The sequence below is a fragment of the Streptomyces sp. V4I8 genome (assembly GCF_041261225.1).
GTDB lineage: Bacteria > Actinomycetota > Actinomycetes > Streptomycetales > Streptomycetaceae > Streptomyces.
Genome location: NZ_JBGCCN010000001.1, coordinates 4743190 through 4758420, shown reverse-complemented (window position 1 = coordinate 4758420; position 15231 = coordinate 4743190). Strand labels below are relative to the sequence as shown.

At 70.6% G+C, this 15231-nt stretch carries 14 protein-coding genes and 1 pseudogene; 8 read left to right on the top strand and 7 right to left on the bottom strand.

Annotated elements, in window-relative coordinates; genetic code table 11:
- The first annotated feature begins 85 nt into the window (after positions 1-85).
- A complete protein-coding gene (locus tag ABIE67_RS21345) occupies positions 86-472 on the top strand; it encodes a hypothetical protein (protein WP_370259806.1) in 387 nt (128 codons plus the stop codon).
- An 86-nt stretch (positions 473-558) separates the two neighbouring features.
- Here ABIE67_RS21345 and ABIE67_RS21340 read toward each other — a convergent pair.
- A pseudogene (locus ABIE67_RS21340) lies at positions 559-930 on the bottom strand (SUKH-3 domain-containing protein); the annotation flags it as partial.
- Between the two features lie 105 nt (positions 931-1035).
- Positions 1036-1266, bottom strand: a complete 231-nt coding sequence (locus ABIE67_RS21335) for a hypothetical protein (RefSeq protein ID WP_370259804.1) — start codon at positions 1264-1266, stop codon at positions 1036-1038.
- Between the two features lie 167 nt (positions 1267-1433).
- Between ABIE67_RS21335 and ABIE67_RS21330 the strand changes: the two genes are divergently transcribed.
- On the top strand, positions 1434-4577 hold the full coding sequence (locus ABIE67_RS21330; protein WP_370259800.1) for a sacsin N-terminal ATP-binding-like domain-containing protein: 3144 nt from the start codon (positions 1434-1436) through the stop codon (positions 4575-4577).
- Between the two features lie 15 nt (positions 4578-4592).
- On the opposite strand, the gene ABIE67_RS21325 is transcribed toward ABIE67_RS21330, so the two are convergent.
- Positions 4593-4829 (bottom strand): hypothetical protein, encoded by a 237-nt coding sequence (locus ABIE67_RS21325; RefSeq protein ID WP_370259798.1) that lies wholly within the window; start codon positions 4827-4829, stop codon positions 4593-4595.
- Between the two features lie 194 nt (positions 4830-5023).
- Here ABIE67_RS21325 and ABIE67_RS21320 point away from each other — a divergent pair, with 194 nt between their 5' ends.
- Complete coding sequence (locus tag ABIE67_RS21320) at positions 5024-5803, top strand: calcium-binding protein (protein ID WP_370259796.1); 780 nt, start codon at positions 5024-5026, stop codon at positions 5801-5803.
- Between the two features lie 225 nt (positions 5804-6028).
- The gene (locus ABIE67_RS21315) at positions 6029-6940 is read left to right on the top strand and encodes a hypothetical protein (protein WP_370259793.1); all 912 of its coding nucleotides are present in this window, start codon (positions 6029-6031) and stop codon (positions 6938-6940) included.
- A gap of 91 nt (positions 6941-7031) precedes the next feature.
- Here ABIE67_RS21315 and ABIE67_RS21310 read toward each other — a convergent pair whose 3' ends face one another.
- Both ABIE67_RS21310 and ABIE67_RS21305 read right to left on the bottom strand, forming a co-directional pair.
- Positions 7032-9428 (bottom strand): HAD-IC family P-type ATPase, encoded by a 2397-nt coding sequence (locus ABIE67_RS21310; protein ID WP_370259790.1) that lies wholly within the window; start codon positions 9426-9428, stop codon positions 7032-7034.
- Positions 9429-9525: 97 nt separating this feature from the next.
- A complete protein-coding gene (locus ABIE67_RS21305) occupies positions 9526-9882 on the bottom strand; it encodes a DUF2530 domain-containing protein (RefSeq protein WP_370259788.1) in 357 nt (118 codons plus the stop codon).
- A 118-nt stretch (positions 9883-10000) separates the two neighbouring features.
- Here ABIE67_RS21305 and ABIE67_RS21300 point away from each other — a divergent pair, with 118 nt between their 5' ends.
- Entirely contained in the window at positions 10001-11452 is a 1452-nt protein-coding gene (locus ABIE67_RS21300; protein WP_370259785.1) for an NCS2 family permease, read from the top strand.
- Between the two features lie 9 nt (positions 11453-11461).
- Here the strand turns inward: ABIE67_RS21300 and ABIE67_RS21295 are convergent, their stop codons facing one another.
- Positions 11462-11644: a CopG family antitoxin gene (locus tag ABIE67_RS21295; protein ID WP_048581217.1), complete on the bottom strand. Its 183-nt coding sequence runs from the start codon at positions 11642-11644 to the stop codon at positions 11462-11464.
- Between the two features lie 119 nt (positions 11645-11763).
- Between ABIE67_RS21295 and ABIE67_RS21290 the strand changes: the two genes are divergently transcribed.
- Positions 11764-12201, top strand: coding sequence for a MarR family winged helix-turn-helix transcriptional regulator (locus ABIE67_RS21290; RefSeq protein WP_062703619.1), 438 nt, complete (start codon positions 11764-11766; stop codon positions 12199-12201).
- Positions 12202-12311: 110 nt separating this feature from the next.
- A complete protein-coding gene (locus ABIE67_RS21285; RefSeq protein ID WP_370268785.1) occupies positions 12312-13613 on the top strand; it encodes an MFS transporter in 1302 nt (433 codons plus the stop codon).
- Positions 13614-13689: 76 nt separating this feature from the next.
- On the opposite strand, the gene ABIE67_RS21280 is transcribed toward ABIE67_RS21285, so the two are convergent.
- Positions 13690-14208 carry a GNAT family N-acetyltransferase gene (locus tag ABIE67_RS21280; protein WP_370259774.1) on the bottom strand — a complete coding sequence of 173 codons (519 nt, stop codon included), beginning with the start codon at positions 14206-14208 and terminating at the stop codon, positions 13690-13692.
- A 26-nt stretch (positions 14209-14234) separates the two neighbouring features.
- On the opposite strand from ABIE67_RS21280, the gene thpR reads away from it, so the two are divergent.
- Positions 14235-14807, top strand: coding sequence for an RNA 2',3'-cyclic phosphodiesterase (gene thpR, locus ABIE67_RS21275; RefSeq protein ID WP_370259770.1), 573 nt, complete (start codon positions 14235-14237; stop codon positions 14805-14807).
- The last annotated feature ends 424 nt before the right edge of the window (positions 14808-15231 follow it).

The following is a 15231-nucleotide window of genomic DNA, read 5'->3' as shown; positions in this document are numbered from 1 at the left end:
CTCGCCGCCCGCCCGAATAAGTAACGGAGACCTGCCTGTGAAGCGCGCCCCCCACAATGCCGCCGTTCTCGCACTCGGTGCCATCTTGATCGCCGGAACTGCCGCCTGCAGCGCCGAGGACACCGCGAAGCCCGACAAGATCGGGGTCGTGGAGAGCTTGCCCCCGGACACGGACAAGGCACAGTCGAAGAAGAACGCCCAGGAGTTCCGGTCCTGGGTCGAGCAGCACGGAACGACGCAGGAGAAGGACGCCGTCCTGCGTGTGGATCGCATCATCGGCGAGTGGAACGAACACACGGGCAACGCCTACATCTCCACCGACATCAATGGTGGAAAGACCCAGGTGAAGGACCCGCAGGCGGCTGCCGAGGTGATCGCCAAGGCTTTCGGGGGCTGGAAGGACTCGGAGCAGGGATACGCCTCGGTCTACGACGTCTTCGGCAACGCCGTGATCACCAACTACAAGTTCTGACACGAACCCTGCGCCCGAGTTGAGCCGTACCGCGACACCAGCCCCCGCCTCGCCTTCACCCCGCAGGCCTGGTCCGACTTCGTCACCTACGCGTCCGAGCGGTGACGCAGCCCGTTCCGGTCCCCGTCAGAAGAAGGTCTGTCCCAGTCGTCCGTGACGAGGGCCACGAGGGCCGTCTCGAAGCCGTTGGCCACGCGCTGCATTCCCGCGTCCCCGGCGAAGAGGAGGTCGCCGTTCTCGGCCAGGAGGACCGCCTCCTCGGTCGAGAACGCGATGCCCAGGGGGAGGACCGGCCGACCCAGGCGCCTGCCGTAGTTGTGGACGTTTCTGGGCGGGACGTCGAGTGCCTCTTCCGCCGCGGCCTTGAGGCAGGTCTCGTTGGTCCGGAAGGGCCAGGTGACCGTCAGCTCGCCGTAGGTCTCCAGGTGCTCCCGCAGCAACCGTGGGCCGACGTCGTAGCCCGCCTCGGTGTACCGCCGGCGCTCGGCCGCGCCCTCCTCGCCGTGCCGCCCCCGCGAGCCGCTCCCGCAGCGCCCGCACCCCCGGTCGTTCGTGACCGCCGTTCACTCCGTGAGTGATCGAGCGCGCCGGGCGCGGCGGATCAGTCGGGATGCGATGAGGTACAGCACGGTGACGACGGCCCAGAGGGCCAGGAACTGGAGCGCGAGTTTCTTGTCGCCGTCGCTCCAGATGAAGGCGGTGAACGCCGGACCGCCGAGCCACCACACGAGCCAGATGACCGCGCGGACGGCCCAGGCCACTTCACTGAGGGTCTCCCGGATCAACTCCAGCATCGTTCGGCACTCTCGCGTCAGATGAGACGTCTACATGATCAACCGGCTCAGCTTAAGAAGTCCTGACCGAGTGACGCGAGCCGTCCGCGGCCTATGAGCGCACATCCGTGCTCTCTGCCCCGCTCCCCAAGCGGTACCTTCATCGTCAGCCGATGAGGAGAGTCAACGTGAGCAAGTTCGTGCGGCCCGCGGCCGAAGGCGCCGACCCCTTCGGAACGGCCCGTCTGCGGCGCGGAGTCCTGGACGCCTGGGCCACCAGCCCCGCCCGGTTCCGGGAGGACGCCAACGCCGAGGAGGACCTCGTCCTCGGCGGGTACCGGGACCGGCTCGTCGTCGAGCTCGCTCAGAACGCCGCCGACGCCGCCGCCCGGGCGGGGGTGGCCGGGCGCCTTCGGCTCACCCTCCGTGAGGGTGTTCTCGTCGCCGCCAACACGGGTGCTCCGCTGGACGCGGGCGGCGTCGAGTCGCTGTCCACCCTGCGCGCCTCGGCCAAGCGGGACACGGCTTCCGTGGGGCGCTTCGGCGTCGGGTTCGCCGCCGTCGTCTCCGTCACCGACGAGCCCGCTGTGGTCGGGCGGCACGGCGGTGTCCGGTGGTCCCTCGCCGAGGCCCGGGAGCTGGCCCAGGAGACCGCGCGGCACAGCCCGGGGCTGGGGGACGAGATCCGCCGACGGGACGGGCATGTGCCCGTGCTCCGGCTGCCGTTCGCCGCCGAGGGGACCGCGCCCGACCCGTACGACACCGCCGTCATCCTCCCGCTGCGCGACACCGCCGCCGCCGACCTCGCCGAGCGGCTGCTGAACACCGTCGACGACGCCCTGCTCCTCGCCCTGCCCGGCCTTGAGGAGGTCGTGATCGAGGTCGGCGACGAGGAGCCGCGCACCCTGCGCCGCCGGACCGACGGACCCTTCACGGTCGTGGAGGACTCCCGCGACGGTGTCGACGGCGTCACCCACTGGCGTACGTCCGCCGCGGGCGGCCCGCTCACCCCCGACCTCCTCGCCGACCGCCCGGTCGAGGAGCGGCTGCGCCCCCACTGGTCGCTCACCTGGGCCGTCCCCGTCAACGCCGCCGACAGCACGCCCGCGCGGCCCCGCACCGCCCCCGTCGTCCACGCGCCCACGCCCAGCGACGAACCCCTCGGCGTCCCCGCCCTCCTCATCGCCTCCTTCCCCCTCGACACCACCCGCCGTCACGCCGCCCCCGGTCCCCTCACCGACTTCCTGGTGCAGCGGGCGGCGGACGCGTACGCCGAACTGCTCGCCGACTGGCGCCCCGTGAGCGAGGGCGTCATCGGCCTCGTGCCCGGCCCGCTCGGCAAGGGCGAACTGGACGGAGCCCTGCGCCAGGCCGTCCTGGAGCGGCTGCCCCGGACCTCCTTCCTCCCGCCCGCCGCGGAGCCGCACGAGCCCGTGCACGACCACGAGCCCGAGCTGCCCGAGTCGCTCCGGCCGCGGGACGCCGAGGTCGTCGAGGGCGCCGGTGCCGACACCGTGCGCGTGCTGGCCGAGGTGCTGCCCACCCTCCTGCCCGCCGGCCTCGAACGGCGCGTGGAGCTGCGGACGTTGGGCGTCGCCCGCGTCCCGCTCACCGACGCCGTCGACCGGCTGGCCGGGCTGGAGAAGGAGCCGGACTGGTGGCGGCGGCTCTACGACAGCCTCGCCGGGGTCGACCCGGACCGGCTGTCCGGGCTGCCGGTGCCGCTGGCCGACGGGCGGACCACCATCGGGCCGCGGCAGGTCCTGCTGCCGACCTCCGACGGCGCCCCCGTAGACCCCGAGATCCTCGCCCGCCTCGGCCTCAAGGTCGCCCACCCGGACGCCGCGCACCCGCTCCTGGAGAAGCTCGGCGCCCTGCCGGCCACGCCCCGCGCGGTCCTCACCACGCCCCAGGTGCGCGCCGCCGTCGCCGCCTCCCTGGACGACGACGGCGGGGTGAGCTGGGAGGAGGACGCCCCCGACGCCGAGGAACTGGCCGACACCGTCCTCGCGCTCGTGCGGGACGCGGGCCTGGAGCCCGGGGACGAGCCGTGGCTCGGCGCGCTCGCGCTGCCCGACGAGGAGGGGGAGTTGGCGCCGGCCGGTGAACTGGTCCTTCCCGGCAGCCCCTTCGCCCAGGTCATGCGCGAGGACGAACTCGCCACCGTCGACGCCGAACTGGCCGACAAGTGGGGCGAGCAGCCGCTCGCCGCCTGCGGTGTCCTCGCCAACTTCGCCCTCGTCCGGGCCACGGACGTCGTCCTGGACCCCGATGAACTGGAGCCCCGCGAAGGGGACTTCGCCGAGCCCGACGACGCCGGCCTGCTGGACGCCGTCGACGTGTGGAGCGAGGACATCCTCGACCGCTTCCCGGACACGCCCGTACCGCCGGTCGCCACCGAGCTGATCGCCGTACGCGACCTGGATCTGGTGGACGACGACAAGTGGCCGCAGGCCCTGGCCCTGCTCGCCCAGCCGCCCCTGCGGGACGCGCTGACCCAGCAGGTGCGGATCCTGCTGCCCGACGGCACGCACGAGGTCGTACGGCCGTACACGGCCTGGTGGCTGCGGGGGAACCCGGTGCTGGACGGCCGCCGCCCGGCGGGGCTCCTCGCCGCCGGCGGTGACCCGCTCCTGCGGGGGCTGTACGACGAGGCCGACGCCACCGGCTTCGACGACGAGCAGGTGCTGCGGGCGCTCGGGGTACGCACCTCCGTCGCCGCGCTGCTCGACGAGCCGGGCGGAGCCGCCGAACTCCTCGACCGCCTCGCCGACCCCGCCCGCCCCGTCACCTCCGCCCAACTGCACGGCCTGTACGGTGCCTTGGCCGACCTGGACCCCGATCAGGTGACCCTGCCGGACGAGGTGCGGGCCGTCATCGACGGTCGGGTCGAGGTCGTGGACGCGGCCGACGCGGTGGTCGTCGACTCGCCGGACCTGCTGCCCTTCACCGAGGGCGTGCCGCTGCTGCCGGTACGTCCGGCGCGGGCCGCCGAACTGGCGGAGCTGTTCCAGGTACGGCGGCTGAGCGAGTCCGTCACCGGGGAGGTGACGAGCGAGGGCACCGAGCACGACGTCCCGGAGCCGGTCCGGGTGCTGCTCGGCGCGCGGACCCCGGAGTCGTACGTCGAACACGAGGAACTCGTCGTCGACGGCGTGGAGATCGACTGGCGGCTGACCAACGACGGCGTCCTGCATGCCGCCACGCTGGAGGGCGTCGCCGCCGGGCTGGCGTGGGCGGCGGGGCAGTGGCCGCGGCGGTTCGAGGTGGCGGCGCTGCTGGAGGATCCGTCGCGGACGGGGGAGCTGGCGCGGGACCGCTGGTTCGACTGACGGTCCCGTGGCCGGTCAGGCCGACTCGGGTTCCAGGAAGTAGTCGTATTTCTCCAGGTCGAGCGTGATACCGGTCAGCTGCCGGACGCGCTCGGCGTGCTCCTGGGTCAGCGGATACACGTGGACCAGATGGTCCGGCCGCTCTCCCAGGAGCTCTCCGAAGGCTGCCGCGCCGACCGCGGTGACGTCGGTGATCGAGTCGGGCCAGTCCTCGTCCTTGAGATAGCGGACGAGCGGGAGCCTCAGTTCCATGTCTCCACCTTCCAAAACAGTGATCTTGAAATCTCCCGCACAAATTTCTCACGAGTCGTACAACCATTCGCGTGCCTCGCGAATCTGATCACGTGGGTCAACAGACTCTCTGATCACTTGGGTCCCGTATCGCCCCACGAGCCACTGGGCGCGCGACAGGCGGAGGGGCCCCATCTCCACGTGGGGAACAACACATGCGCATGCGTGCCACCCTCGGCGTCGTCACCGGCGCCCTGGCCCTTTCCGCTCTCGCCGTCCCGGCCGCGCAGGCCGACGAGGTCGAGGGCGACACGACGATCTCGAACGTCGTGGTGAACGGTGGCAAGGCTGCGGTCGTCGGTTCGACCGCGAAGAAGACCATCACCGTCTCCTTCACCGTGAAGGACAACTCGGGCGTCGACTGGGCCCAGGCGATCCTGTACCACGGTGCGGACATCGACAGCTCCGACTCCGGCGCCGTCGCCAACAGCAGCGACGGCCGTGCCACCTGCACGGTGGTCAACGCCACGACGTCGAACTGCAAGTCCACCTTCGACCTGGAGCCGGGCTACAACCTGATCAACAGCGTGGCCGGCGGCTGGAAGGTCTGGGCGATCGCGGCGGGCAACGACGCCGACTACGTCCAGAAGGACAACGCCAAGAGCTTCAACGTGCAGCGCCTCTCGAAGCTCACGGTCAACGCCTCCCCGGAGCCCGTGAAGAAGGGCAAGACCATCACGGTCACCGGCAAGCTGACCCGTGCCAACTGGGACCGCGGCACGTACAACGGTTACGCCACCCAGCCGGTGAAGCTCCAGTTCCGCAAGAAGAGCTCCACCACCTACACCACCGTCAAGACCATCAAGACGAACTCGACGGGTGACCTGAAGACCACCGTCACCGCGTCCGTCGACGGCTACTTCCGCTACTCCTTCGCGGGCACCTCGACCACCCCGGCGGTCAGCGCCGCGGGTGACTACGTCGACGTGCAGTAGTCGGCGCAGCAGTAGCAAGGACAGGGCAGGCGTCACGAACTCCCGGCGACAGACGGGAGTTCGTGACGAAGCTCACGAAGATTCCGCCCTCGCCGCACAACCGGGAACGCCCGCCGCCTATCTGATCACATGGGCCAACAGGTCCCACGATCACCCGGGCCCCGATGTGACCAGCAGTGCAGGGAACGACGACCAGCGGGGCCCCTTTCCGTAGCAGGGGAACGCATGCGCATCAGAGCCACCGTGGCCGCCGTCTCCGGCGCCCTGGCCCTCTCCGCCCTCGCCATGCCGGCCGCGCAGGCCGACGACACCGCCGCCTCCTACCGTGCGGACGTCGCGAAGATCCGCCAGGCAGCGCTCGCCGCGTCCGGCAGGGCCGCCGCCGATGAGGGCAAGCCGTACGCCCTGGACGTCTCCTTCTCCAACTTCAAGATCGCCAAGGCGGTCAAGGTCGGCACGACCAACCACGTCTCCACCACGGTGACGTACACGCTGACCCACGGCGCGGACGTCAAGATCACCGCCGCCGACTTCATCACCGACCCGATCATCTACCGGGGTTCCGCCACCGCGCCGGACAACATGCTCTACGGCAACAAGCCGGCCAAGTGCACCGTGACCTCCGCGACCACGGCCGACTGCAAGGGCACCATCGACGTCTACCCGGGCGACCACGAGCTGATCAACACGGACGCCGGGACGTGGCGGGCCGCGGCGGAGGCCACCGCCTTCAACGGCCAGGACCCGGACGGCGAGACCTTCGACATCACCAAGGTCGGCTACAAGGGCCAGAGCGGCCTCGGCACCACGCTGATGCAGCGCTTCTCCAAGCTGACGGTCAACGCGGCGCCGGAGCCGGTGAAGAAGGGCAAGACCATCACCGTCACCGGCAAGCTGTCCCGCGCCAACTGGGACCGCGGCACGTACAACGGCTATGTCGAGCAGCCGGTCAACCTGCAGTTCCGCAAGAAGAACAGCAACACCTACACCACGGTGAAGACCATCAGGACCAACGCGACGGGCGACCTGAAGACCACGGTCAAGGCCGTCGAGGACGGCTACTTCCGCTACACCTTCGCGGGCACGACGACGACGCCTGCCGTCAACGCCACGGGCGATTTCATCGACGTCCAGTAGGCGCGCCCCATAAGGGGCGCGGGGCTGCGCGATCGGCCACAACGGACCCGCAGTGACCCACGGCCCCTTCGGCCGAGGCCAAGCGCAGCGGCTACGCAGGAAAGCGGCGGTCGACCCACTTCCATGTGAACTCCAGGGCGACCGCCGCCACCGCCGCGATCCCCACCGCGATCCACGGCATCGTCGCCCCGACGAGCCGCAGCGCGAAGAACTCCTGCAGCCACGGCACCACCAGCACCAGCAGGAACCCGAACCCCATCGCGGCCACCAGCGCGATCCGCCACCAGGTGTAGGGCCGGGCGATGATGGCCAGCACCCACATCGAGATCAGGAAGAGCGTCAGCGTGGCGACGCTGGTCTCCGCGTCCAACGCGCCCTCGCCGGTGTAGTGGTGACGGGCGATCAGATACGTCGCGAACGTCGCCGCCGCGGCCACCAGCCCGCCCGGGATCGCGTACCGCATGACCCGCCGTACGAAGTGGGGTTTCGCGCGTTCCCTGTTGGGGGCGAGGGCCAGGAAGAAGGCCGGGACGCCGATGGTGAGGGTGGAGAGCAGGGTCAGATGGCGCGGCAGGAAGGGGTACTCCACCTGCGTGCACACCACCATCAGCGCCAGCAGCACCGAGTAGACGGTCTTCACCAGGAACAGCGTCGCGACCCGCGTGATGTTGCCGATCACCCGCCGCCCCTCCGCGACCACGGACGGCAGCGTCGCGAAGCTGTTGTTGAGCAGCACGATCTGGGCGACAGCCCGGGTCGCCTCCGAGCCCGAGCCCATCGCCACACCGATGTCGGCGTCCTTCAGGGCGAGGACGTCGTTCACGCCGTCGCCGGTCATGGCGACGGTGTGCCCGTGGGACTGGAGCGCGCCGACCATGTCCCGCTTCTGCTGCGGGGTGACCCGCCCGAACACCGTGGCGTCGTCCAGGGCCGTCGCCATCCCGTCCTGGTCCTGGGGGAGCCGGCGTGCGTCGACCGTCGTACCGGTCAGCCCGAGCTTGTTCGCGACCGCGCCCACGGACACGGCGTTGTCCCCGGAGATCACCTTGGCGCGGACGTCCTGCTCGGCGAAGTAGCGCAGGGTGTCGGCGGCGTCGGGGCGCAGCCGCTGTTCGAGTACGACGAGGGCGGCGGGCTTGGCGCCCTCCGCCACGTCGGGATCGTCGAGGTCGCGGCCGGCGCGGGCGAGCAGCAGCACCCGTAGGCCCTGTTCGTTCAGCCGATCGGTTTCGGCCAGGGCCGGGTCGTCGGTGGGGAGGAGCACGTCGGGGGCGCCCAGCAGCCAGGTGCCGGCCTCGCCGTTGCCCTCGCTGAACGTGGCGCCGCTGTACTTGCGCGCGGAGGAGAAGGGCAGGGACTCGGTGCAGCGCCAGTCCTCGGCGTCGGGGTAGGCGTCGATGACGGCCTGGAGGGAGGCGTTCGGGCGGGGGTCGGACTCGCCGAGGGCGCCCAGCACCTTCCGTATGTACTCCTCGTCGCTGCCGCCCAGGGCCCGCAGCTCGGTGACGTCCATGCCGCCCTCGGTGAGCGTGCCGGTCTTGTCGAGGCAGACGGTGTCGACGCGGGCGAGGCCCTCGATGGCGGGGAGTTCCTGGACCAGGCACTGCTGGCGGCCGAGCCGGATGACGCCGATGGCGAAGGCGACGGAGGTGAGGAGGACGAGCCCCTCCGGGACCATGGGCACGATGCCGCCGACGGTCCGGGCGATCGAGTCGTCGAGCTCGTTGTCCTTGGCCACCAGCTGGGTGATGATCAGGCCCGTCGCGGCCGGGACCATCATCCAGGTCACGTACTTGAGGATGGTGGAGATGCCGGAGCGCAGCTCGGAGTGGACCAGGGTGAACCGGGAGGCCTCCTCGGCGAGCTGGGCGGCGTAGGCCTCGCGTCCGACCTTGGTGGCCTGGAAGGCGCCGCCGCCGGCGACGACGAAACTGCCGGAGAGGACCTGATCCCCGGGCCGTTTGACGACCGGATCGGCCTCCCCGGTGAGCAGCGACTCGTCGATCTCCAGCCCGTCGGCCTCGACGCACACGCCGTCCACGACGGCCTTGTCCCCCGGCCCGATCTCTATCAGGTCGTCGAGCACGATCTCCGAGGTACTGACCTCGGCGGCGACCCCGTCCCGCCGCACCGTGGGCCGGGCCTCACCGATCACGGCGAGCGAGTCGAGGGTCTTCTTCGCCCGCCACTCCTGGATGATCCCGATGCCGGTGTTGGCGAGGATCACGAAGCCGAACAGGCTGTCCTGGATCGGCGCGACGAACAGCATGATCACCCAGAGCACGCCGATGATCGCGTTGAACCGGGTGAAGACGTTGGCCCGGACGATGTCGGCCATCGACCGGCTGCTGCGCACCGGAACGTCGTTGACCCGCCCCTGCGCGACCCGCTCGGCCACCTCGGCGGCGGTCAGCCCGCCCGTCGCCACCGGGACGGTGGCGGGGTGCACGGGGTTGTCCACTTCGGTGCCCGCGTCGGCATGCGTCATGCATTCGACGGTACGTGCGGATTTGGGGGTTCACCCGCCGAGTGCACGGAAGTTCCGACCAGGGGAGGACAGATGTCGTACCGGGGTCGTACGGCGGCTAGTCGGTGGACGGCGCCGGTGACTGCTTCGTCTCCGAGCCCGGCTTCGTCTCCGACTCCGACCCCGACTCCGACCCCGACTCCGACCCCGGCTTCGTCTCCGTCGCCTCGCCCGCCGCCGCCCTCTTGAGTGCCGCGTCGCGCCTGCGGACGTACCAGATGCCGATGAGCCCCAGTCCGCCGCCCGCCAGGCAGGTCCACACCCACCAGGTGAGGTCGCGGTCGTCGAACCAGCCGTAGAACGGCAGCTGGACGACGAAGAGGACGAACCAGAGGATCGTGCCGCCGGTGATCGTGGCGACCACGGGGCCCTCCAGGGGCTCCGGCGCCTCGTGCTTGGGGGTCCACTTCGCCATGGCAGACAGCTTACGAGGCGATCAGGTCTACGCGCGGAGATGGCCGAGCCGGTCTCTATATGTTCATACTGAAACGGTTTGTGTCTGACCACTTCTCTTCGTAGGAACCAACGAACGCATGCCCTCCTCGGCCCCCGCCAAGGTCCCCGCCCCTGAACAGCCGGGAGCCAGGCCCGCATACGGCGCACTCGACCGCTTCTTCAAGATCTCGGAGCGGGGCAGCACCCTGCCCCGTGAGATCCGCGGCGGTCTCGCCACCTTCTTCGCGATGGCCTACGTCATCGTGCTGAACCCGATCATCCTCGGCAGCGCGAAGGACATGTACGGCCACCAGCTGGACAACGGACAGCTGGTGACGGCCACCGCCCTGACGGCGGCGTTCACCACGCTCCTCATGGGCGTCATCGGCAACGTGCCGATCGCGCTCGCCGCCGGACTCGGTGTGAACTCGGTCGTCGCGCTCCAGTTGGCGCCCCGGATGTCCTGGCCGGACGCCATGGGCATGGTCGTCCTGGCCGGTTTCGTGGTCATGCTGCTCGTCGCCACCGGTCTGCGCGAGCGCGTCATGAACGCCGTGCCCTACAGCCTGCGCAAGGCGATCTCCATCGGTATCGGCCTGTTCATCATGCTGATCGGCCTCGTCGACTCCGGCTTCGTCTCCCGCATCCCGGACGTCGCGCAGACGACCGTGCCGCTCCAGCTCGGCGCCGACGGTCACCTCAACGGCTGGCCCGTCCTGGTCTTCGTCCTCGGGGCGCTGCTCACCCTCGCGCTCATCGTGCGCAAGGTCTCCGGCGCGATCCTCATCTCGATCGTCACGATGACCGTGCTCGCGGTCGTCATCGAGGCCGTCGCGAACGTCCCGTCCTGGGGCCTGACGACCCCGAAGTGGCCCGGCAACCCCGTCGCGAGCCCCGACTTCGGCCTGATCGGCGAGGTCAGCCTGTTCGGCGGTTTCGAGAAGGTCGGCGCGCTGACCGGCGTCCTCTTCGTCTTCACCGTCCTGCTGTCCTGCTTCTTCGACGCCATGGGCACGATCATGGGCGTCAGCGACGAGGCGAAGCTGACCGACGCCCAGGGCCAGATGCCCGGCATCAACAAGGTCCTGTTCGTGGACGGCCTCGCCGTCGCCGCGGGCGGCGCCAGCTCCTCCTCGGCCACCACCGCCTTCGTGGAGTCCACGGCCGGAGTCGGCGAGGGCGCCCGTACCGGCTTCGCGAACGTCGTCACCGGCGCCCTGTTCGGCGTGGCGCTGTTCCTGACGCCCGTCGCCACCATGGTCCCGTCCCAGGCGGCCACCCCGGCCCTGCTCGCGGTCGGCTTCCTCATCCTGGCGAACTCCGTCAAGGAGATCGACTGGGCCGACTACACGGTCGCGATCCCGGCCTTCGTGACGATGGTGATGATGCCGTTCACCTACTCGATCACCAACGGCATCGGCATGGGCTTCATCACCTTCGCGGTGCTGCGCCTGGCCGCCGGGCGGGGCCGCGAGGTGCCGGTCGCGATGTACGTCGTGGCCGCGGTGTTCGGCTTCTACTACCTGATGCCGGCGCTGGGTCTCACGTAGGTCCGGGTCTCACGTGAGCCCGTAGAACTTCTCGGTCTCCTCGACCGCGGACTGGAAGCGCTCGTCGAAGTCATCGCGGATGAGCGTCCGGACGACATAGTCCTGGACGCTCATTCCTCTTTTCGCCGCATGCTCTCGGAGTCGTTCGAGGAGCTCATGGTCTATCCGCAGGCTGAGCACGCTGGTCCCCATGGACACGAGGGTCGCGGCACCCGCCGGTCCGCCGTGTCACGTTCCGCCACGGGATCACCCGGATGAGTGATACTTAACCTGGTGGTCTTTAGTCAGGGTAATGAGTTATGCTAAAGAACATGTCGGACCTTACGCATGGCGACGACGCTGCCGCCGTGAACTCCCTGCGCTCCGCTGTGATGCGGCTGTCGCGTCGGCTCAAGCACCAGCGGGTCGACGAGTCGCTGAGCCCCACCGAGATGTCGGTGCTGGGCACCCTCTCCCTCTGCGGCAAGGCCACCCCCGGTGAGCTGGCCCGCAAGGAGCACGTCCAGCCGCCGTCGATGACCCGCATCGTCGCCCTGCTGGAGGCCAAGGGCCTGGTCCGCCTGGAGCCGCACCCCGAGGACCGGCGCCAGAAGGTCGTCACGAAGACGGAGCAGGCCGAGGCGATGCTCGAAGAGAGCCGCCGTAAGCGCAACGCCTTCCTGGCCACCCTGGTCGAGGGCCTCGACGAGGACGAGTGGGCGAAACTGCGCGCCGCCGCCCCCGTGCTGGAGAAGCTCGCACACCTGTAAGCAGCACTGACGAGGAGGCGAACCCTTTGAGTACGGGACCCGGAGCAGATTCCGCCCCCGCACCGACCACCCACAACTCCCCGCCCGCACCCAAGACCCGCAAGTCCTCGATGTTCAGCTCGCTGAAGGTCAGGAACTACCGCCTCTTCTTCCTCGGCCAGGTCGTCTCCAACACCGGCACCTGGATGCAGCGCATCGCCCAGGACTGGCTGGTGCTGAGCCTCACCGGCTCCGCCACCGCCGTCGGCATCACGACGGCCCTGCAGTTCCTGCCGATGCTGCTCTTCGGACTCTACGGCGGCGTCCTCGTCGACCGGCTGCCCAAGCGCGGCACGCTGCTCGTCACACAGACCTCGATGGCCCTCACCGGCATCGCGCTCGCCGTCCTCACGCTCACCGGACACGTCCAGGTCTGGCACGTCTACCTGGCCGCCTTCGCCGTCGGCCTCGCGACCGTCGTCGACAACCCGGCCCGTCAGTCCTTCGTCTCCGAGATGGTCGGCCCGGACCAGCTGCAGAACGCGGTCAGTCTGAACTCCGCGAACTTCCAGTCGGCCCGTCTGATCGGCCCCGCCGTGGCCGGCCTGATGATCACCGGCGTCGGCACGGGCTGGGCGTTCCTCGCCAACGGCCTCTCCTTCGTCGCGCCCATCGCCGGTCTGCTGCTGATGCGGGCGCGTGAGCTGTACGACGTCCAGCGGGCGCCGCGCGGCAAGGGCCAGCTGCGGGAGGGCCTGCGCTATGTCGCCGGACGCCCGGAGCTGATCTGGACCATCGCCCTCGCCGGGTTCGTCAGCACCTTCGGCTTCAACTTCCCCGTCTACCTGTCCGCCTTCGCCGACGACGTCTTCCACGCGGGCGCCGGCTCCTACAGCCTCTTCAACACCCTGATGGCGGTCGGCTCCCTGGCGGGCGCGCTGCTCGCGGCCCGGCGCGGTACGGCCCGGATGCGGGTGCTGATCGTGGGGGCGGTGGCCTTCGGCACGATGGAGATAGTGGCCGCGTTCGCGCCCTCGCTGTGGCTGTTCGCCCTGCTCATGGCCCCGATAGGCATGTTCGGCATGACGGTGAACGTGACGGCCAACAGCAGCATCCAGATGTCCACCGACCCGAGCATGCGGGGCCGCGTGATGGCCCTGTACATGATGGTCTTCATGGGCGGCGCCCCGCTGGGCGCGCCGATCGCCGGCTGGATCACGGACGCGTACGGCGTCCGGGCGGGCCTGGCCGTGGGCGGCGCGATCACGGCCACCGCCGCCGTGACGATCGCCCTGCTGCTGGCCCGCGTCGGCGGCCTGCGCCTGTCGGTGGGCTGGAATCACGGGCATCCGCATGTGCGGTTCGTGCCACGGCAGCGGGAGCGGGAGCAGGAACAGGAGCAGGAACAGGAGCGGTTGGCCACGGTGGCGTGAGTGCCGTGGCGGGCATACCGGCGCGGAGGGCAGCCCTTCCGCGCCGGTGCGGCCGCCGGGCAGGTGGTCGGACTGGTCAGACCCTGCGGGCCAGGACCTGGCCCGGCCAGTCGCCCCTCCCCTGGTAGGTCTCCGTGCGGACGAAGCCGTTGTTCTCGTAGAAGCGGACGAGCTTGCCGTCGGCGCCCGCGTAGCAGTCCACCCGGAGCAGGGAGACGCCTGCCCGCCGGGTCTCCTCGGCGGCGTGTGCGAGCAGGGCGCTGCCCACGCCGTGGCCCTTGAAGCGGCGGTCGGAGGCGAGCCAGTGGATGTAGCGCTCGGGCTCGCCGGGCGGCGGGAGGTGGGAGAGGTAGGCGCCGGGCGCGTCGGTGAGGGTGAGGGTGGCGGCCGGGACACCGTCGGCCTCGGCGATGAAGACGCTGCCCTCGTCCATGTGCCGGGTCACCGACTCCACCGTCTTCGGGTTCTCCGACAGCGGCTTCGTCCCCCACTGCCCCGTGCGCCCCTGCCCGACCAGCCACTCCACACAGCTGTCGAGCATGCCGAGTATCGCGGGGATGTCGTCGCGTCCGCCGTCCCTGATGGTGATCTCCATCCCCTCATGGTGCCAGGGTGGATGTCATGAGACTCTTCGCCGCCGTACTGCCGCCAGAGGACGTGACCAGTGAACTGGCCGCCGAAGTCGCCGAGTTGAGGAAGCTGCCCGGCGCGGAGGGGCTGCGCTGGACCGGGCGCCCGGGTTGGCACTTCACCCTCGCGTTCTACGGCGAGGTCGACGACGACCTCGTACCGGACCTGTCGGCGCGGCTGGGGCGCGCGGCCCATCGCACCGTCCCCTTCCCGCTGGCGCTGCGCGGCGGCGGCCAGTTCGGGCACGGGCGGGCGCTGTGGACGGGCGCGGAGGGGGACCTGGAGACCCTGCGGCTGCTGGCGGACCGGAGTGAGGCGGCGGCGCGCAAGGCCGGGGTGCCCATGGGGGAGCACCGGCGGTACAAGGCCCACCTGACGGTGGCGCGGAGCCGGTCGGCGGTGGACGTGCGGCCGTATGTCGACGCCCTCGCCGAGTTCACGAGCCGGACCTGGACCGTGGGCGAGCTGGCGCTGGTGCGCAGCCGGCTGCCGAAGTCCGGAGTGGCGGGCGAGCAGCCCCGCTACGAGGCGGTCGCCCGCTGGCCGCTCGGAGGGGCCGGTTAGGCTCGGTCCCGTGGACCCGAAAACCCGGAACCGGATCATGGCCGGTGCGCTTGTGCTGATGTTCGTCCTGGTCGCGGTGGCGGCGGCGCTCGGACAGTAGTCCCGGCCGGCCTCGCCGGCCCCTGCCCTCACCCCACCCTGCTCTCACCCCACGCCGGTTCAGGCGAGCTCGATCAGCCCCAGCCGGACGGCCTCGCTGACGGTCGCGGCCCGGTTCTCGGTGCCGAGCTTGCGGTAGGTCCGTACGACCTCGATCTCCCGCTCGCTGAGCACCGGCCCGGGCCGCTCGACCGCGTGTCCGACGACCCCGGCGGGGGCCTTCGGCGCGCCGGGGCCATCCCTCCCTCCCGGCCGCCGCGGCGCGCACCGCGCGGGGGGTCCTCCTGACCTGTCGCGCCGCCACGTCGGTCACGCGGCGGCGCGG